General features: G+C 65.5%; 21 protein-coding genes and 1 pseudogene. 13 read left to right on the top strand and 9 right to left on the bottom strand.

All coding sequences use genetic code 11. The annotated features are described in order from the left end of the window. From NP3_RS50310 to NP3_RS08730, 7 genes and pseudogenes are all read right to left on the bottom strand, one after another. A pseudogene (locus NP3_RS50310) lies at positions 1-173 on the bottom strand (acyl-CoA dehydrogenase family protein); the annotation flags it as partial. Positions 174-175: 2 nt separating this feature from the next. Next, the gene (locus NP3_RS08755) at positions 176-592 is read right to left on the bottom strand and encodes a nuclear transport factor 2 family protein (protein WP_040700292.1); all 417 of its coding nucleotides are present in this window, start codon (positions 590-592) and stop codon (positions 176-178) included. Further along, positions 579-1,796, bottom strand: coding sequence for a metal-dependent hydrolase family protein (locus tag NP3_RS08750; protein ID WP_063039546.1), 1,218 nt, complete (start codon positions 1,794-1,796; stop codon positions 579-581). The genes NP3_RS08755 and NP3_RS08750 overlap by 14 nt, the downstream gene beginning before the upstream one ends. Positions 1,797-1,799: 3 nt before the next feature. Then, positions 1,800-2,141, bottom strand: a complete 342-nt coding sequence (locus NP3_RS08745) for a hypothetical protein (protein ID WP_063039544.1) — start codon at positions 2,139-2,141, stop codon at positions 1,800-1,802. Further along, positions 2,125-3,393: an aromatic ring-hydroxylating oxygenase subunit alpha gene (locus NP3_RS08740; protein WP_063039542.1), complete on the bottom strand. Its 1,269-nt coding sequence runs from the start codon at positions 3,391-3,393 to the stop codon at positions 2,125-2,127. The genes NP3_RS08745 and NP3_RS08740 overlap by 17 nt, the downstream gene beginning before the upstream one ends. Positions 3,394-3,398: 5 nt before the next feature. After that, positions 3,399-3,929, bottom strand: coding sequence for a carboxymuconolactone decarboxylase family protein (locus NP3_RS08735; protein WP_063039540.1), 531 nt, complete (start codon positions 3,927-3,929; stop codon positions 3,399-3,401). Positions 3,930-4,000: 71 nt separating this feature from the next. After that, positions 4,001-4,471: a pyridoxamine 5'-phosphate oxidase family protein gene (locus NP3_RS08730; protein WP_063039552.1), complete on the bottom strand. Its 471-nt coding sequence runs from the start codon at positions 4,469-4,471 to the stop codon at positions 4,001-4,003. 139 nt (positions 4,472-4,610) lie between these two features. Here NP3_RS08730 and NP3_RS08725 point away from each other — a divergent pair, with 139 nt between their 5' ends. From NP3_RS08725 to NP3_RS08665, 13 genes are all read left to right on the top strand, one after another. Then, the gene (locus NP3_RS08725; protein WP_063039538.1) at positions 4,611-4,919 is read left to right on the top strand and encodes a hypothetical protein; all 309 of its coding nucleotides are present in this window, start codon (positions 4,611-4,613) and stop codon (positions 4,917-4,919) included. A 40-nt stretch (positions 4,920-4,959) separates the two neighbouring features. Then, positions 4,960-6,126 carry an acyl-CoA dehydrogenase family protein gene (locus tag NP3_RS08720; RefSeq protein ID WP_063039550.1) on the top strand — a complete coding sequence of 389 codons (1,167 nt, stop codon included), beginning with the start codon at positions 4,960-4,962 and terminating at the stop codon, positions 6,124-6,126. A gap of 20 nt (positions 6,127-6,146) precedes the next feature. Beyond that, a complete protein-coding gene (locus tag NP3_RS08715) occupies positions 6,147-6,914 on the top strand; it encodes an SDR family NAD(P)-dependent oxidoreductase (protein ID WP_063039536.1) in 768 nt (255 codons plus the stop codon). Then, entirely contained in the window at positions 6,914-8,146 is a 1,233-nt protein-coding gene (locus tag NP3_RS08710) for a CaiB/BaiF CoA transferase family protein (protein ID WP_063039533.1), read from the top strand. Before NP3_RS08715 ends, NP3_RS08710 begins: the two co-directional genes overlap by 1 nt. Beyond that, entirely contained in the window at positions 8,143-8,973 is an 831-nt protein-coding gene (locus NP3_RS08705) for an enoyl-CoA hydratase/isomerase family protein (protein WP_063039531.1), read from the top strand. Before NP3_RS08710 ends, NP3_RS08705 begins: the two co-directional genes overlap by 4 nt. Next, entirely contained in the window at positions 8,966-10,111 is a 1,146-nt protein-coding gene (locus tag NP3_RS08700) for a thiolase family protein (RefSeq protein ID WP_063039529.1), read from the top strand. The genes NP3_RS08705 and NP3_RS08700 overlap by 8 nt, the downstream gene beginning before the upstream one ends. A gap of 11 nt (positions 10,112-10,122) precedes the next feature. Continuing rightward, on the top strand, positions 10,123-11,271 hold the full coding sequence (locus tag NP3_RS08695) for an acyl-CoA dehydrogenase family protein (protein ID WP_063039527.1): 1,149 nt from the start codon (positions 10,123-10,125) through the stop codon (positions 11,269-11,271). Positions 11,272-11,364: 93 nt separating this feature from the next. After that, entirely contained in the window at positions 11,365-11,985 is a 621-nt protein-coding gene (locus NP3_RS08690) for a TetR/AcrR family transcriptional regulator (protein ID WP_063039525.1), read from the top strand. A 41-nt stretch (positions 11,986-12,026) separates the two neighbouring features. Then, positions 12,027-12,488 (top strand): hypothetical protein, encoded by a 462-nt coding sequence (locus NP3_RS08685; protein WP_245720859.1) that lies wholly within the window; start codon positions 12,027-12,029, stop codon positions 12,486-12,488. A 168-nt stretch (positions 12,489-12,656) separates the two neighbouring features. Then, a complete protein-coding gene (locus NP3_RS08680; RefSeq protein ID WP_063039523.1) occupies positions 12,657-13,523 on the top strand; it encodes a hypothetical protein in 867 nt (288 codons plus the stop codon). A gap of 28 nt (positions 13,524-13,551) precedes the next feature. Continuing rightward, on the top strand, positions 13,552-13,791 hold the full coding sequence (locus tag NP3_RS08675; protein WP_063039521.1) for a hypothetical protein: 240 nt from the start codon (positions 13,552-13,554) through the stop codon (positions 13,789-13,791). An 82-nt stretch (positions 13,792-13,873) separates the two neighbouring features. Then, on the top strand, positions 13,874-14,035 hold the full coding sequence (locus NP3_RS08670) for a hypothetical protein (RefSeq protein ID WP_157124195.1): 162 nt from the start codon (positions 13,874-13,876) through the stop codon (positions 14,033-14,035). A gap of 28 nt (positions 14,036-14,063) precedes the next feature. Beyond that, on the top strand, positions 14,064-14,303 hold the full coding sequence (locus NP3_RS08665; RefSeq protein ID WP_063039517.1) for a hypothetical protein: 240 nt from the start codon (positions 14,064-14,066) through the stop codon (positions 14,301-14,303). Between the two features lie 165 nt (positions 14,304-14,468). Here the strand turns inward: NP3_RS08665 and NP3_RS08660 are convergent, their stop codons facing one another. Together NP3_RS08660 and NP3_RS08655 are read right to left on the bottom strand one after the other, a co-directional pair. Then, the gene (locus tag NP3_RS08660; RefSeq protein ID WP_063039515.1) at positions 14,469-15,437 is read right to left on the bottom strand and encodes an NADPH:quinone oxidoreductase family protein; all 969 of its coding nucleotides are present in this window, start codon (positions 15,435-15,437) and stop codon (positions 14,469-14,471) included. A 1-nt stretch (position 15,438) separates the two neighbouring features. Next, on the bottom strand, positions 15,439-16,200 hold a 762-nt coding region (locus tag NP3_RS08655), incomplete at its 5' end, for an enoyl-CoA hydratase-related protein (RefSeq protein ID WP_063039513.1).

Raw genomic sequence — 16,200 nt, 5'->3', positions numbered from 1 at the left:
AGACCGCCGATCTCGGCGGGCCAGCCATAGCGCATCCAGTCCGCGTCGTAGAGGGCCCGGCGCACGCGGGCCAACTGCGCGACCTGACCGTCCAGCGAATGATCCGGACCGGGGGACAGATCGTGCTCGTCCAGCCACGCCCGCACACCGGACCGGAATTCGGACACGTCCATGGTCATCCGCGGGTGTTCTCGAAGGCGTGTGGGATGCCCGAATCGTGCACGCCGCTACGGCGGATGAAGGTCATCCGGCGCGTCTTCAGCCGCCATCCCGCTTCGGTTCGCACGATGCTGTCGGTGTAGTAGCCGATGCGCATATCGTGGGTGCTGTGGTCGATGAAGCACAGCGGCTGCGTGCCCGCGGCGGTGTCACCGTCGATGTCGAGAACCGGTGTGCCCGTGAGGAAAAGCCCCTTCGGCGCGGCGGCGACCAGCTCCGGGAACAGGTCGAGGGTATAGGTGTCGCCGAATGCGCTGTAGGTGCCGTCGGGGGTGAATACCGCGAGCAGGCCATCGATATCGCCCTTGGTGATCGTCACCGCGTAGCGGGCCAGCAGCTGCTGGATCTCCAGCAGATCATCATTTCTGGACATGGACCTTGCCGCCTTTCATGACGAACCGCACGTTCTGGGTGACGGTGATGTCGCGCAACGGATCTCCCGGCACGCCGATGATGTCGGCCAGCTGTCCCTCGGCCAGCCGACCGCGGTCGGTGACATCGATCAGTTCGGCCGCGCGCACGGTGGCCGCGCGCAGCACGTCGATCGGGCTCATACCGCGATCGACCAGCGCCACCAATTCGTCGGCGTTGCGGCCGTGCGGGATCGCCGGTGCGTCCGTGCCGACGGCGATCTTCACCCCGGCCTCGTAGGCCGCCCGGACCGAGGTGCGGGCCTTCGGGAACATCTCGGCTGCCTTGGCCTGCAAGGCCGGATCCGCCTTGGACACATCCATCGCATCGGCGAGCCGGGTGGTCGGGACCAACCAGGTGCCCGCCGCCACCATCATCTTGATCGCCTCGTCGTCGATGAGGAAGCCGTGCTCGATACAGTCGATTCCGGCGTCGACGGCATGTTTGACCGCCTCCGCCCCGTGCGTGTGGGCGGCGACCTTGAGCCCGCGCCGGTGCGCCTCGTCGACGATCGCACGCAGCTCCTCGTCCGAATAGTGTTGCGCCCCAGGTGCTCCGGTGAGCGACATGACGCCACCGGAGACGCAGATCTTGATCAGCTGCGCGCCGTGCTTGATCTGGTATCGCACCGCCTTGCGTACCTCGTCGACGCCGTTGGCGATGCCCTCCTCGAGGGTCAGCTTCAGCACGTCGGGCGCGAAGGCGGAGAACATGGTCGGATCCAGGTGGCCACCGGTGGGCGTGATCGCGTGTCCCGCCGGGACGATCCGCGGACCCTCGATCCAGCCCGCGTCGATCGCCTTGCCGAGCGCGACATCCAGCAGGTAGCCGCCGGTCTTCACGAACAGTCCGAGGTTGCGCACGGTGGTGAAACCGGCCCGCAGCGTGCGGCGGGCATTGCCCACCGCACGCAGCATGCGCAGTGCCGGATCGTCTTTCACACTGGAGGCCAGGCCGGTCTCGCCGCGACCGCCCATGAGGAGGTTGACCTCCATATCCATCAGGCCGGGCAGCAGCACCACATCACCGAGATCGATGACCTCGTCGGCATCGTCCGCGGTTGCGCCGAGGCCGACGATCCGATCGCCGTCGACGCGAATGATGCCGGGTCGGATTATCTCGCCGGTGTCGATATCGAGTAGACCGGCCGCCTTCAGTGTCAGCATGGGTTAGACCACCGGCTCCTTGATCACGTCGAGATAGGCGGCGCCGGAGTCGGGCACCCGCGGCTGCTTCCACACCTCGATCGGGAACGACACCATCACCAGCGACTGCAGCAGGTGGAACAGGTGCCGGGCGTCATCGGGCAGCTCGGACAACTCGAACTTGTCGCAGTAGTCCAGCGCCGCCTGCAGGCGCGGGAAGACGGTGTCGTACAGGTCCTGCATCTCCTCCATCGGGGAGGCAAGCCGCTTGGCGTAACGCTCGGGCTCGGTGGCCAGGATCCAGTCCGAAAACCGGTCCAGGTCGGCGAATTCGGCGGGCAGCGCCTTCTCAGTTGTTTCGGGCATCGCGGTACTCCTTGACGATCTTCTGAACGGTGAGGTGCAGGTGGCGCAGCAGCACTTCCTGGTCGTTGAGCGGGAACTCGGTGATCACACCGGTCTCGAGCATGGTCTGGGTCGCCTCGAGTGTGTTGGCGTCCTGCAGCGCGTATTCCTTGAAAGTGACCGCCGCCAGTTCCTTGCCGAGACGTTCACGCGCGGTCTTCGACGGCACGAAGTACAGATTCGCCTCGAAGATGTGCTTGTTCACCGCGGTCGGCCAGTAGTGGTAGGTCAGGTACCAACCCGGCGCCCAGATGAGGATGCCGAAGTTGGGGAAGACCTCGAATTCGTCGATGCCCCAAGCCTTGTGGCCTGCGGGGTTGACACCGGACGGCAGCGGATCCAGGCCCTCGATATCGGGGCGCTCCCACGGGCCGAACAGGCCGCTGCGCAGTTCGCGCTCGATCGGCTTGACCATATTGATGTCCTTGGGCGGGGCCATACCGCCCCACGAGGACACCATCGAATGCGGGGTCCAGCACTCGTAGTGCAGCGCCTCGAAGCCGACATTGAGCAGTTTGTCGGCCTCGTCCTTGACCGCCTGCTTCATATGCAGCACCGGCGCGTGGTAGAACTCGGCGAAGGCGTCGATGAACAGCTTCCAGTTGCTGCCGATCTCGGCCTTGTAGCTGTAGACCTCGGTCATCTCGTGGAAGGGGTAGCCCTCCAGGCCCTTCGCCCATGCGCCGAGGTACTCCTCCAGTGGCTGGGCGTTGTCGTCGAGGTTGATGAAGATGAAGCCTTCCCACACCTCGCAGCGCACGGCCTTGAGCCCGAACTTGCTCTTGTCGAGGTCGAAGAATTCCTTCTCCTGCTGGACGAAGGTGGCCTCGCCCTCGAGGCTGTAGCGCCAGGCGTGGTATTTGCAGGTGAACTGCCTGCAGCTACCGGCGGTCTCCTCGCCAGGGAAGTCGTCCCAGACCAGTTTGTTGCCGCGGTGCCTGCAGATGTTGTAGTAGGCCCGGACCTGCTGATCGTGGTCCTTGACGATGACGAACGAGGCGTTGACGCAGGCCAGCTCCCTGGTGAAATAGCTGCCGACGCGCGGCAACCGCTCCACCCGGCCGACATTGAGCCAGCTCTTCTTGAAGATGGCTTCCTGCTCGTCCTTATAGAACTGGGGATCGGTCGAGTCGGTGAAGTCGACCATCTCGGTGCCGAGCTCGGGATAGTTCTCCGTCCAGCTGCCCGCCGTCGGTTTGGTGAAGTGTGGCAAGGGATTTACCTTTCAGGGTCGGGCTGTACGCCGAAGGTGTTGAGCGCGATGGCCAGCAGGATGTAGCCGCCGACCGTGAAAACCAGGTCCATGCGCTGCTTTTCATCGAGTCGTTCGGCAAGTGCCGCCCAGGTCTGGTCGGACAGTTCGGATTTGTCGTCGAGTTCGTCGACGGCGGTGAGGACGAGGCGGTCGAAGTCGTCGGCGGCCTCGCCGCGGGTGACGGCCTCGATCTCGTCGAGGGTCAGTCCGGCATCCTGGCCGAACCGCAGATGATGGGCCCACTCGTAGGCACAACCGCGCCGGTGGGCGACCCGCAGGATCGTCAACTCGCGCACCCGGGGCGGCAGCGTGGACCGGAACAGCAAGTAGACGCTGAATCCGAGATAGGCCTCGGTCAGGTCCGGGTGCCGGGCCAGCGGTCCCATGGCGGGGCCTGCCCCTTCCGCGTTGCGGATCGCGCGCGGCAGCAGCCCCTTGAAGGCGTCGCGGGTTCGGTCGTCCCATTCGTCCGCGGGCAACGGCGGCAGACGCATTCCTGTCCTCCTCTCATGAGAATTAGATTCTCCAAAACTGAAGACTAGATTTCCATGGACGGATGCGATAGTCAACGTCGGCGTTGCAACCGGGCGAAATCCCAGCTGACGACGTGGTCCGGCGTCAGCCGCAGCCAGCCGTGGCGGCCGTCGTACCGAAACGGCTGCCCGCCCATGTACTTGTCGGCGAACAGCCGCTCCGGTTCGGTGAGCTCCTCGACCGGCGTGCCGGTGCGCGGCGTTTCGCCGACCACTTCGACGCGTCCGCGCAGTTCGACGCCGCGCAGCTGCAGGAAGTCGGTCCCGCCGTCGTCGACGATCGCGCTGATCCGTGGATCACGGGTGATATCGGTCCACCGCTGGCTGCGCACCAGCGAGTTCAGCCACAGGGCCGTGCCGTCCCAGGCGAACCACAGTGGGCTCGTGTGCGGGTGTCCGCCGGGGCCGAGGGTGGCGACCCGGCAGATCGGCTGGCCCCGCAGGAAGGCGTCGCGTTCGGTGGCGGTCATCGCGATCGCCCGTGCTCGTCGCTGCTCAGTCATGGTCGTCTTCCGATCAGATGTTGATTCTCCAAAGAAGAGAATATAGTTTTCTAATAACGAGAGCGCGACGAAATGCGTGTTCCGTCGGTCCTTCGATGCGATCGGCTCGGGGATCGCCTGAGCGGAAAGGAGATTCACCATGACGGCGCCGATTCGCCCCGGTGAACAGTTCGCCAGCACCGTATGCGGCACCCGGGTGGTGGTGGTCCGGGCGCCCGCCGACGCTCGGCCGGAAATCGCGTGCGGTGGCGCGCCCATGGTGCCCGCGGCCTCGGCCCCGCCAGGGAAATCAGCTGGGGCCGATGCGGTCACGTTGATCGGGAAGCGCTATGTCGACGCGGCGGAAACCGTCGAGTTGCTGTGCACCAGTTCCGGTACCGGCGAGCTGACCTGCGATGGGGCCGCGATGACCTTGAAGGCCGCCAAAGCGCTGCCTGCCTCCGACTGAAAGGGGTTGCCCCGTGCGCGACGACACGAACGTCGGAGGCATGAATTTCGAACTCACCGAGGATCAGCAGCTGATCCGCAGCACGGTCGCCGAACTGTGCCGCAAGTTCGACGACCAGTACTGGATGGAAAAGGACCAGGCGCACGAATTCCCGACCGAGTTCTACAACGCCATCGCCGAGGGCGGCTGGCTGGGCATCACCATCCCGGAGGAATACGGCGGACACGGGCTGGGCATCACCGAGGCCACGCTGCTGGCCGAGGAGGTGTCCCGATCGGGCGGCGGCATGAATGCAGCCAGCTCGATCCACATGTCGATCTTCGGCATGCATCCCGTGATCGTGCACGGATCCGCGGAATTGAAACAGCGGACGCTGCCGCGCATCGCCACCGGTGATCTGCACGTGTGCTTCGGCGTCACCGAACCCGGTGCGGGCCTGGACACCACCCACATCACCACCTTCGCGCGCCGCGATGGCGACCACTATGTCGTCAACGGCCGCAAGGTGTGGATCTCCAAGGCGATGGAGTCGGAGAAGATCCTGCTGCTGACCCGCACCCAGCGCTACGACGAGGTCACCAAGAAGACCGACGGCATGACGCTGTTCCTCACCGACCTCGATCGCGCGCACGTCGATATCCGGCCGATCGCGAAGATGGGCCGCAATGCCGTCACCTCCAACGAGGTGTTCATCGACGGGCTGCGCATCCCGGTCGAGGATCGAGTGGGGGAGGAGGGCAAGGGATTCAGCTATCTGCTCGACGGCCTGAATCCCGAGCGCATGCTGATCGCCGCCGAGGCCCTCGGGCTGGGCCGGGTCGCACTCGACCGGGCCACGAAATACGCCAAGGAGCGCGTGGTATTCGGCAGGCCGATCGGCATGAACCAGGGCATTCAATTCCCACTCGCCGATTCGCTGGCCCACCTGGATGCCGCGGAATTGGTGCTGCGCAAGGCGACCTGGCTCTACGACAACGGGAAAGCGTGCGGACGCGAGGCGAACACCGCCAAATATCTGTGCGCCGACGCGGGATTCACGGCGGCCGACCGGGCCCTGCAGACCCACGGCGGCATGGGTTACGCCGAGGAATACAACGTAGCCCGCTATTTCCGGGAGGCCCGCGTCATGCGGATCGCCCCGATCAGCCAGGAAATGATTCTGAACTACCTGGGCTCCCACACGCTGGGCCTACCCAGAAGCTATTAGCAGAGGCAGGAAATAACCGAATGGCAGCCAAGAACGGACTTTTCGAGCTGACCGGGCGGGCCGCGATGGTCACCGGCGCGGCGGGCGGCATCGGCTCGGCGGTGGCGCAGGCCCTCGCCGCGCAGGGCGCGGCGGTGCTGGTCACCGACGTCGATGCGGACGCGGCCGCGGCCGTCGCCGAGAAGATCATCGGAAACGGTGGTAGTGCGGCGAGTTTCGCCCTCGACGTGTCCGATCGCGCGGCCGCCGACGCCGCCGCCGCCAAGGCCGCCGAATTGGCAGGCGGCACACTGCATATCGTGGTGAACAACGCCGGGGTCACCGATCCGCACATGTTCGCCGATACCAGCGTCGACTCGATGCGGCGCCTGTACGAGATCCACACGCTGGGCACCTTCAACTGCTCGCAGGCGGCCTTGCCGTACCTGCCGACCGACGGCACCGGGCGCATCATCAACGTCACCTCGTCGGCCGGGCTGATCGGCACGCTGGGGCAGGTCAACTACTCCGCGGCCAAGGCGGCCATCATCGGCATCACCAAATCCCTGGCTCGCGAATTGGCACGCAAGAACATCCTGGTGAACGCGCTCGCGCCGCTGGCGGCCACGCCGATGACCGAGACCATTCGCACCGGCGACAAGTTCGCGGCGCAGATGCTGAACCGAATTCCGTTGCGGCGCTGGGCCGATCCCGCGGAGGTGGCCGGCGCCTTCGTCTTCCTCGCCTCCGATGCCGCCTCGTTCGTCACCGGGCAGGTGCTGCCGGTGGACGGCGGCATGGTGATGTGATGCCGGATACGGCGCAGGGACCATTGGCGGGTATCACCGTCGTCGCCCTGGAACAGGCGGTGTCGGCGCCGATGTGTACCCGCACACTCGCCGATTTCGGCGCCCGCGTGATCAAGATCGAAAATCCGGACGGTGGCGACTTCGCCCGGTATTACGACGATGTGGTCGAGGGGCAGGCGGCGCATTTCGTCTGGGTCAACCGCGGCAAGGAATCGGTGACCCTCGACCTGAAAACGCCTGCGGGCGTGGCGATTCTGCATCGCCTGCTGGATCGGGCCGAGGTACTGGTATCGAATCTGGCGCCTGGTGCGACCGACCGGCTCGGTCTCGCACCGGCGGATCTGGCCGAGCGGCACCCAAATCTGATCGCGGTATCGATCGACGGATTCGGCTCGGGTGGGCCGCTGTCGCACAAGCGCGCCTACGACCTGCTGGTGCAGGCCGAATCGGGCGTGTGCGCGGTCACCGGATATCCGGATGCCCCGGCGAAACCGGGCCCGCCGATGGCCGATGTCATCACGGGACAGTATGCGGCGCTGTCGATTCTGGCATCGCTGTGCGGACGACAGCGCCGGGGATCCGATGCGGGCGCGACGATCGCGGTCAGCCTGTTCGACACCATGGCCGATGTGATGGGCTATCACCTCACCTACGCCAGGCACTCCGGAAAAGATATGCAACCGTTGGGCATGAGCTCGGCGGCGGTCGCGCCCTACGGTGCCTACCGCACCGCGGACGGACAGACCGTGGTGATCGGCACCACCAACGATCGGGAGTGGCAGCGGCTGGCCCGCGACATCATCGACCGCCCCGACCTGGCCGACGACGAGGGCCTGCGCACCAATCCGGACCGCTGTAAGCGGCGCGACGTCCTCGATGAGGCCATCGGATCCTGGTGCGCCCGACACGATCTCGCGCGGATTCAAGAACTCGCCGACGCGGCCGGGATCGGCAACTCGCGCTACAACCTGCCCAGCGAGGTCATCGCCCACCCGCAACTGTCGGCCCGCGATCGCTGGCGCAGCATCGACACCCCGTCCGGCCCGATCCCGTCGCTGCTGCCACCGGCGATTGTCGACAGTTTCGATCCGCCCATGGGCGCGGTTCCCGGACTCGGCGAGCACACCGACGCCGTACTGTCCGAAATCGGCTGCGGCGGCGCGGAAATCGATGAACTCCGCGCGGCGGGTGCAATCGGTCCGGCGTATCGGCAACCCGCGGGGCGGGCATGAGTTCGCTGCTGACCGAGGATCGTGACGGCGTACGAACCTTGACACTGAATCGGCCGCATCGCAAGAACGCGATCGATGCCGGACTGTGGCAGGCGCTGGCGGATGCGCTCCGGGCCGCCGCGGCCGATCGCACCGTGCGAGCGCTGGTGCTCACCGGGGCCGGTGGCACTTTCTGTTCCGGCGCCGACATTTCGGTGCCCGATAACGGGCATCCGGTCTATCGCATGCGGGCATTGACCGATGTGGCGTTGCTGCTGCACGAGCTGCCGATGCCGACGGTCGCGAAGGTGAGCGGCGTTGCCGTCGGCGCGGGATGGAATCTGGCGCTCGGCTGCGATCTGGTGGTGGCTACGCCCGAGTCCCGTTTCTCGCAGATCTTCGCCCGCCGCGGCCTTTCGCCGGATCTGGGCGGCTCGTGGCTGCTACCGAAACTGGTCGGGCTGCAACAGGCCAAGCGGTTGGCATTGCTGGGCGAAATGATCGACGCCGAACAGGCGCGGGAATTGAATCTGGTGACCTGGGTGGTTCCCACGGCCGAAATCGATTCCTACGTCGCCGATCTCGGCGCGCGGCTGGCGGCAGGCCCGCCGGTGGCGCTGGCACAAACCAAGGCCCTGCTCAACACGGGTGCCGATCGAACTCTGCGCGAAGCGCTCGCCGGGGAGGCCGCCGCGCAGGGCCTCAATTTCGCCACCTCGGACGCCCCGGAGGCATTCGCGGCCTTCGCCGAGAAACGAGAACCACAGTTCGACGGTCGCTGGACCGTGCACAGACCACCGGTACGCGGCGCGGACCGGTCCGAAAACGGGAGTACAGCAGATGCGTGAGGTAGTCATCGCCGGAGCGGTGCGGACCGCGATCGGCAAACGCAATGGCGGACTGTCGGGTACGCATCCCGCCGATCTGTCGGCGATCGTGCTCAATGCGCTGTCGGGCCGCACGGGCATCGACCCGGCGGTCATCGATGACGTCATCTGGGGTTGTGTCTCCCAGGTCGGCGACCAGTCCAGCAATATCGGGCGCTATGCGGTGCTCGCCGCGGGCTGGCCGGAGACCATTCCGGGCACCACGGTGAACCGGGCCTGCGGATCCAGCCAGCAGGCCCTGGATTTCGCCGCACAGGCGGTGGCGTCCGGTGCGCAGGAGGTCGTGGTCGCGGGCGGCGTCGAGGTGATGAGCCGGGTGCCGCTGGGTGCCGCGCGCGCCGATGGCATGCCCTATGGCCCGAAAGCTCTTGCCCGCTACGACAATTTCGCGTTCAACCAGGGCATCTCAGCCGAATTGATCGCGCAGAAATGGGGTTTCGACCGCACCCGGCTCGATGAGTTCTCGGTACTGTCGCACCAACGGGCCGCCGCCGCTCAGGATCGCGGCGCGTTCGAGGAGCAGATTGTCTCCGTCGCAACCGATTCCGGGACGGTGAGCGCCGACGAGGGCATCCGGCCCGGCAGCACGGTCGAGAAACTGGCCGGGCTGAAACCGGCTTTCCAGGCCGATGGTGTAATCCATGCCGGTAACTCGTCGCAGATCTCCGACGGCGCCGCGGCGCTGTTGGTGACGACTGCGGAAAAGGCGCGCGAGTTGGGGCTGACGCCGCTGGTGCGTTATCGGGCCGGTGCGGTCACCGGTGCCGATCCGGTACTCATGCTGACCGGTCCGATTCCGGCCACCGAGAAGGTATTGCGCAAGGCCGGTATCGGTCTGTCCGAGGTCGGCGTCTTCGAGGTGAACGAGGCATTCGCCCCGATCCCGCTGGCCTGGCTGGCCGAAACCGGCGCCGACCCGGACCTGCTCAATCCGCTGGGTGGCGCGATCGCCCTCGGTCACCCGCTCGGCGGCTCCGGCGCCGTACTGATGACCCGGATGATCCACCACATGCGCGACAACGGAATTCGCTACGGCCTGCAGACCATGTGCGAGGGCGGCGGCACCGCCAACGCCACCGTCGTCGAACTCGTGCACTGAAGGAGCCGACCGTGCGCCGAGACATTTTCACCCCAGACCACGACGCATTCAGGCAGCTGGCCCGCGAATTCATCGATAAGGAGGTGGTGCCGCATTACCCGGACTGGGAGCGGGCCGGGCAGATGCCGCGCGAAATCTTCGAGCGGATGGGCGAACTCGGCTTACTCGGCACCGCGATCCCCGAGGAATACGGAGGCGGCGGCATGCGGGACTACCGGTTCAATGCCGTGCTGCAGGAGGAGGCCTACCGCGCGCTCGTCACGCTCAGTACCGTCCGCACCCAGATCGACGTGATCCTGCCCTACTTCTTGGAATACGCCGACGCCGAGCAACGCGAGCGCTGGTTTCCGGGTCTGGCTTGCGGCAAGCTGCTGACCGCGATCGCCATGACCGAGCCGGGCACCGGCTCCGATCTGGCCGGTGTGCGCACCACCGCGGTTCGCGACGGCGAGGAGTACATACTCAACGGCGCAAAGACATTCATCACCGGTGGTCTGCTCGCGGATCTGGTGATCGTAGTGGCGCGCACCTCGTCGGATCCGGACAATCGGCGCGCGGGCCTGAGCTTGATCGTGGTGGAAAGCGGCCGAACCGGATTCACCAAGGGCCGGGTGCTGGACAAGCTTGGCTGCAAGGTGCAGGACACGGTGGAACTGGCATTCGACAATGTGCGCGTCCCGGTGACGAACCGGCTCGGCGCGGAGGGGCAGGCTTTCGCCTATCTCGGCCACAATCTCGCTCAGGAGCGGATAACGGTGGCCGTCGGATCGGTGGCGCAGGCCAGGTCCGCGATCACCGCGACGATCGAATATGTACAGCAGCGCAAGGTTTTCGGCCAACCGGTGGCGGCCTACCAGAACACGAAATTCGAGCTGGCCGCGCTGTCGACGGAGGTGGAGGCGGCCCAGGCCATGGTCGATCGCGCGGTGCTGGAATTGGTCGAGGGCCAGCTCTCGGGTGCCGATGCCGCGCGGGTCAAGCTGTTCTGCACCGAGGTGCAGGCGCGGGTGGTCGATCGCTGTCTGCAACTGTTCGGCGGCTACGGCTATATGACGGAATATCCGATCGCCCGGCTCTACGCCGATGCGCGTGTCGCGCGCATCTATGCCGGTACCAGCGAGGTGATGAAAATGATCATAGCCAAATCTCTCGGTCTGTGATCCAGCGCAAAAATTGGGCTACCTGAGACCCTTGTCACAGCCTCGGAACCAACCTACTGTGTCTTCAGTAGGTTGATCGAACGAAGGAGTTCGGTGTCCGATCCGGAAGCCGGTACCCCGCGGCCATATGAGACTTTGCTGGCCAAAGGTGAGTACCGCAAGCTGCAGATTCTCTCCGTCGCACAGCGACTGCTCACGCGTAACGGCTGGCGTAATACGACGCTGGCGCAGATCGCGCGGGAGGCCGGGGTCAGTACGGCCGGGGTGCTGCATCACTTCGAGTCCAAGGAACAGCTGCTGCATGCGGTACTCGAGGCTCGCGACACCGACGACGAACTCCATTCCGACCGCCGTCGCGATCTGATCGAGCAGCTCGAAAACGTCGTCGACCGGTTCCGGCGCTCGCCGGATCTGGTCGGCATGTTCACCGTGCTGCTCGTCGAGAATCTCGACCCGGACGCGCCCCTGCACGATCGCCTGCTCGGTCGGTACCGAGCCGCCGTCGCCACCATTGCCGGCGGCATCCGACGCGGTCAGCGCGCCGGCCGATACCGCACCGATCTGGACCCTGCCGTCAAGGCTGTGGAGATAGTCGCATTTCTCAACGGGATGGAAACCTCATGGCTGCTCGACCCCTCGATACCACTGAACCGGGTATTCACGGAGTACGTCCGCTCGCTCGAGCGCGAGCTCATGCCCGCAAGCACCCTCTGAGATATCGGCTGGCGGTCATCGCCCCCGATATCGCCGATGTGGTGCGGTATTCGGGAGGTTGGCTATTCGACCGCGCGATGGCCGGGTGGGAGGTGACGGTCTGCGTGGGCGACGTCGCCGATATCCGACCGCTGCGGATCCTCGGGGCAACCGTGCTGGATCTGGAGACCTCGATGGCGTCGCTATCGGATGCGGGCGTGTGGCCGAACGGAATGGCGATCGCCGCAGAGCTTTTCGAATCCGATCCGCGGGTCCGCCAAGGGGTCCTGAAGAATATCGAGGATCGGTCGTTCGAAGTGACGGTGTGGGGCGCTGCCTGTCCGAGTGAACTCGATTGCCGGACCGAGGGAGTGCAGCACCGGCTGAGCGTGGCAGCGCGAGCGTTCAAGGCACGGGCACTCGTGGCGTTGGGACAACCGGTCGACCTGCTCGAGGATGTGGAGATGTTCCGCTGCAGTGAAACCCAGGATCACCTGGCTGCTGATCTGCTTCCCGTGGGGTGAGTTTCTGAAATGTGCGGATCTGTCCGGTAGCTGAGCGGTGGCGCCCCGTGGAATCGCCGAGGGCGCCACACGGGACGACATCGGGTGTGTCCCAAGCTATTCCGGCGATTCTGGACCGATTTCGCTGGATCGAACATATTTGCGATTTCTTCGAGTACGGTCGCGCGCATGGTCAGCTCCCAGCATGAGGCTATGCACCACCTCTTCCGGCAGGACCCGGGCGTATTCGCCCGTACGATCCGTGATTTGGGTCTGCCGTTCCCGGATCCGATCGATGTCGCGCTGCTGCCGACCGATCTCACGGAGATCGACCCGCTGGAGCGCCGCGTCGATACCCTGCTGCGGATAGAGACTGCGGAAGGAGCGTTCCTACTGCTCGTCGAAGCTCAGGGACACGAGGACAAGAAGAAACCAAGCTCCTGGGCTTACTACTTGGCGCACCTGCACGCTAAATACCGGCTACACCCTGTGCTGCTGGTCGTGTGCCAGGACACTTCCACGGCCACTTGGGCCCGTGGGCCACTCACCATCGGCCCACCGCAGTGGACCAGTCTCATCGTTCACCCACTGGTATTCGGCCCGGACAATATTCCCGTGGTGAGCGATCTGGACACAGCTGTCAAAGACATTCCGCTGGCGACGCTCTCGGCTATCACACACGCCGCCGACGATTCCGTCATCGGTGACATAATGAACACGCTGGCCACCGCGCTGCGGAGCATCGATAAACCTGACCGCGTGATCTTCGCCGAACTCACCGCACTCGGATTGGGCAAAGGCCCGGCCGGACAGACCTGGAGGCAGTTGATGACCGTGGATACTTCGTTCTTCCGTTCCGAGTTCTGGGAGGAGACCCGTGCGGTGACCCGTGCGAAGGCTCATGCCGAAGATATCGTTCGGCTCTTGGAACTCCGTGAGATTGCGGTTCCCGACGACGAACGCACCAGAATCATTACCTGCAAGGACATCGACCAACTGGCTGTTTGGTTCGACCGGGCGGTCAAGGCCGAGTCCATCGATGACCTCTTCGCGTAGGACGTACTGACCGCACAGGAGATTGTCGATGACGGTGCCCACCTGGTTCCTCCGTTCCGAATACTGGCAGGAAGTCCGCGCTGAAGGTGAGGCCAAGGGTGAGGCCAGAGGTGAGGCTAAATCCATCTTGCGGCTGTTGGGACTGCGTGGGATTGCGGTACCCGACGATGCGCGTGCTCGAATCGGTTCATGCACAGATCACGACCAACTGGCGGCCTGGTTTGATCGCGCCCTCGGGGCTGACTCCATCGATGACCTCTTCGCGTAGCACGCACTGACCGCACAGGACGTTGTTGGTGGCGGTGCCGACGTGGTTCCTCCGTTCCGAATACTGGCAGGAAGTCCGTGCGATGACTCGTGCCGAAGATATCGTCCTGATCTTGGAAATCCGTGAGATTGCGGTACCCGACGATGTGCGCGCCCGATTCGCCACCAGCACGGATCTCGACCAACTGGCTGTTTGGTTCGACCGGGCGGTCAAGGCCGAGTCCATCGATGACCTCTTCGCGTAGGACGTACTGACCGCACAAGAGGTTGTTGATGACGGCGCCCGCGTGGCTCTTCCGTTCTGAGTGGTGGCAGGCAATCCGTGCTGAACGCCGAGCTGAAGCTGAGGCGAAAATCTGGGCCGCATCCATCTTGCGGATCTTGGAACTGCGTGAGACGGCGGTACTCGAGGATGTGCGTGCCCGTATTACCACGTGCACAGACCTCGGCCAGATGACCACCTGGCTCGAGAGCGCCGTCGAGGCCCACACCATCGACGAGTTCATCGCATAGGGGCGCATCGCCCACGGCTGCGGTGAGGCTTCGGCGCAGATATTCCCACGGCGATTCGGTCGTGGTCGGATGTGTGCCGCTGCATCCTCGCCACCACGTCTCGATCACGTCGTCGACGTGGTTGGCCTGGCTCGAGTTGGCGGTCAATAGGTTTCGATGCGTCGGCTATGCCTTCGGATCGAGCAGGATTTTGCCGATGGCCTGCCCATCGGCGACGCGCCGTAGTGCGGTGGCAGCCTCGGTCAGCGGATAGACCGCGCTGATATGCGGAAGGATGCGGCCGGTGGTCAGCAGTTCCCGCAATTCGTCCTCGTTGCGGCGAAACTCGTCGGGATCCAGATCCTGGAATTGGAAGCCGAGTACGTGAATTCCCTTGACCAGCACCAAATTCAGCGGGATCCGCGGAATCTCGCCGGAGGCGAAGCCGACGGTGACGAACCGACCGCCGCGGCGCAGCGACCGCAGCGCGGGCTCGGATAGTCGCCCGCCGACCGGGTCGACGACGGCATGGGCGCCGTCGGGCAGTGCTTGCTTCAGCGCCGCGCGCAGGTCACCGCTGGTGTGGTCGATCAGTCCGGTGGCACCGTGAGTGGCTGCGGCGCTGAGCTTTTCGGCGGAGGATGCGACGGCGGTGACCTCGGCGCCCAAATGCACCCCGAGTTGCACCGCCGCAAGTCCGACGCCGCCACCGGCCCCGAGTACGAGCAGCCGGTCCCCGGGCTGCACCCGGGCCACCGAACGCAGTGTGTGATACGCCGTGCGGTAGGCGACGCCGAACGCGGCCGCGCGATGGTCGTCGACTCCGTCGGGGATGCGGCCGAGTCCCGCGGCGGGCACGGTGACCTCTTCCGCGAACGCCCCGACGATCCCGGTGCCGGTGACCCGGTCGCCGATGGCGAACTCGGTGACGTCGTCGGCGGTTTCGGTGATCGCACCGGCGAATTCGCTGCCGGGCACGAACGGTGTCGGCACCTTGATCTGATATTCGCCCGCGATCACCAGCACGTCCGGGAAATTGACCGCGGCCGCGCCGACCCGCACTCGAACCTGTCCCGATTCGAGTGCGGGCGCCGCGCGGTCTTCGATGCGCACGACCTCCGGCGGCCCGTAAGCCGGGCAGATCACCGCGCGCATCTCACCGCCCTCGCCAGTTCGGCGTGCGCTTCTCGGCGAAGGCGCGGGCGCCCTCCCTGGCGTCTTCGCTGCCGAATACCAATGCCTGCCACTTGCCGAGTCGATCGGTGGCCGCTTCGGCATCCGAAACCGCCAGGCGGGCAAGCTCTTTCGAAGCAGCCAGCCCGAGTGGCGCGTTGGCGGCGATCCGCTCGGCCAAGGTCAGCGCGGTCGCGAATACGACATCCGGTTCGGCCACCGCGTTCACCAGACCGATCCGCTCGGCGCGCTCGGCGTCGACGAGATCACCGGTCAGCAGCAGTTCGAGCGCGATGCCGAGCGGGATCCGGGTGCCGATGAAGGTACCGCCACCACCGGCGAAGAGTCCCCGCTTGACCTCGGGGAAGCCGAATTTCGCCGCCGCGGACGCCACGATCAGATCGCAGCCCAGCAGTAGTTCCAGGCCGCCGCCGACGGCGCTGCCATTGGCGGCGCCGATCACCGGGACACTCACCTGCCCCTTGGCCAGCCGCCCGTAGGCCTCGGCTTCCGCGCCCTTGCCGAAGTCTTCGCCACTGGCGAAGGCGCGCAGATCCATTCCCGAGCAGAAGGCGCGATCACCGGTGCCGGTGAGCACGACGGCGCGCACCAGCGGATCGGCCTCGGCCGCGATGATCGCCGCGCCGATTCCGCGCATCATGGTGCCGGTCAACGCATTTCGCGCATCCGGACGGTTGAGCCGGACGACCATGACCGGGCCGTGCCGGTCGAGGACGAACTCCGC

This window comes from Nocardia pseudovaccinii NBRC 100343 (assembly GCF_001613225.1).
GTDB lineage: Bacteria > Actinomycetota > Actinomycetes > Mycobacteriales > Mycobacteriaceae > Nocardia > Nocardia pseudovaccinii.
This window is presented reverse-complemented; position numbering and strand designations above follow the sequence as displayed.

What these genes read in the sequence shown, in the direction of transcription:
- NP3_RS08755 (WP_040700292.1), bottom strand. Translation starts at nt 592, where the DNA reads ATGTCCAGAAATGATGATCTGCTGGAGATCCAGCAGCTGCTGGCCCGC.
- NP3_RS08750 (WP_063039546.1), bottom strand. Translation starts at nt 1,796, where the DNA reads ATGCTGACACTGAAGGCGGCCGGTCTACTCGATATCGACACCGGCGAG.
- NP3_RS08745 (WP_063039544.1), bottom strand. Translation starts at nt 2,141, where the DNA reads ATGCCCGAAACAACTGAGAAGGCGCTGCCCGCCGAATTCGCCGACCTG.
- NP3_RS08735 (WP_063039540.1), bottom strand. Translation starts at nt 3,929, where the DNA reads ATGCGTCTGCCGCCGTTGCCCGCGGACGAATGGGACGACCGAACCCGC.
- NP3_RS08730 (WP_063039552.1), bottom strand. Translation starts at nt 4,471, where the DNA reads ATGACTGAGCAGCGACGAGCACGGGCGATCGCGATGACCGCCACCGAA.
- NP3_RS08725 (WP_063039538.1), top strand. Translation starts at nt 4,611, where the DNA reads ATGACGGCGCCGATTCGCCCCGGTGAACAGTTCGCCAGCACCGTATGC.
- NP3_RS08720 (WP_063039550.1), top strand. Translation starts at nt 4,960, where the DNA reads ATGAATTTCGAACTCACCGAGGATCAGCAGCTGATCCGCAGCACGGTC.
- NP3_RS08715 (WP_063039536.1), top strand. Translation starts at nt 6,147, where the DNA reads ATGGCAGCCAAGAACGGACTTTTCGAGCTGACCGGGCGGGCCGCGATG.
- NP3_RS08710 (WP_063039533.1), top strand. Translation starts at nt 6,914, where the DNA reads ATGCCGGATACGGCGCAGGGACCATTGGCGGGTATCACCGTCGTCGCC.
- NP3_RS08705 (WP_063039531.1), top strand. Translation starts at nt 8,143, where the DNA reads ATGAGTTCGCTGCTGACCGAGGATCGTGACGGCGTACGAACCTTGACA.
- NP3_RS08700 (WP_063039529.1), top strand. Translation starts at nt 8,966, where the DNA reads ATGCGTGAGGTAGTCATCGCCGGAGCGGTGCGGACCGCGATCGGCAAA.
- NP3_RS08680 (WP_063039523.1), top strand. Translation starts at nt 12,657, where the DNA reads ATGGTCAGCTCCCAGCATGAGGCTATGCACCACCTCTTCCGGCAGGAC.
- NP3_RS08675 (WP_063039521.1), top strand. Translation starts at nt 13,552, where the DNA reads ATGACGGTGCCCACCTGGTTCCTCCGTTCCGAATACTGGCAGGAAGTC.
- NP3_RS08670 (WP_157124195.1), top strand. Translation starts at nt 13,874, where the DNA reads ATGACTCGTGCCGAAGATATCGTCCTGATCTTGGAAATCCGTGAGATT.
- NP3_RS08665 (WP_063039517.1), top strand. Translation starts at nt 14,064, where the DNA reads ATGACGGCGCCCGCGTGGCTCTTCCGTTCTGAGTGGTGGCAGGCAATC.
- NP3_RS08660 (WP_063039515.1), bottom strand. Translation starts at nt 15,437, where the DNA reads ATGCGCGCGGTGATCTGCCCGGCTTACGGGCCGCCGGAGGTCGTGCGC.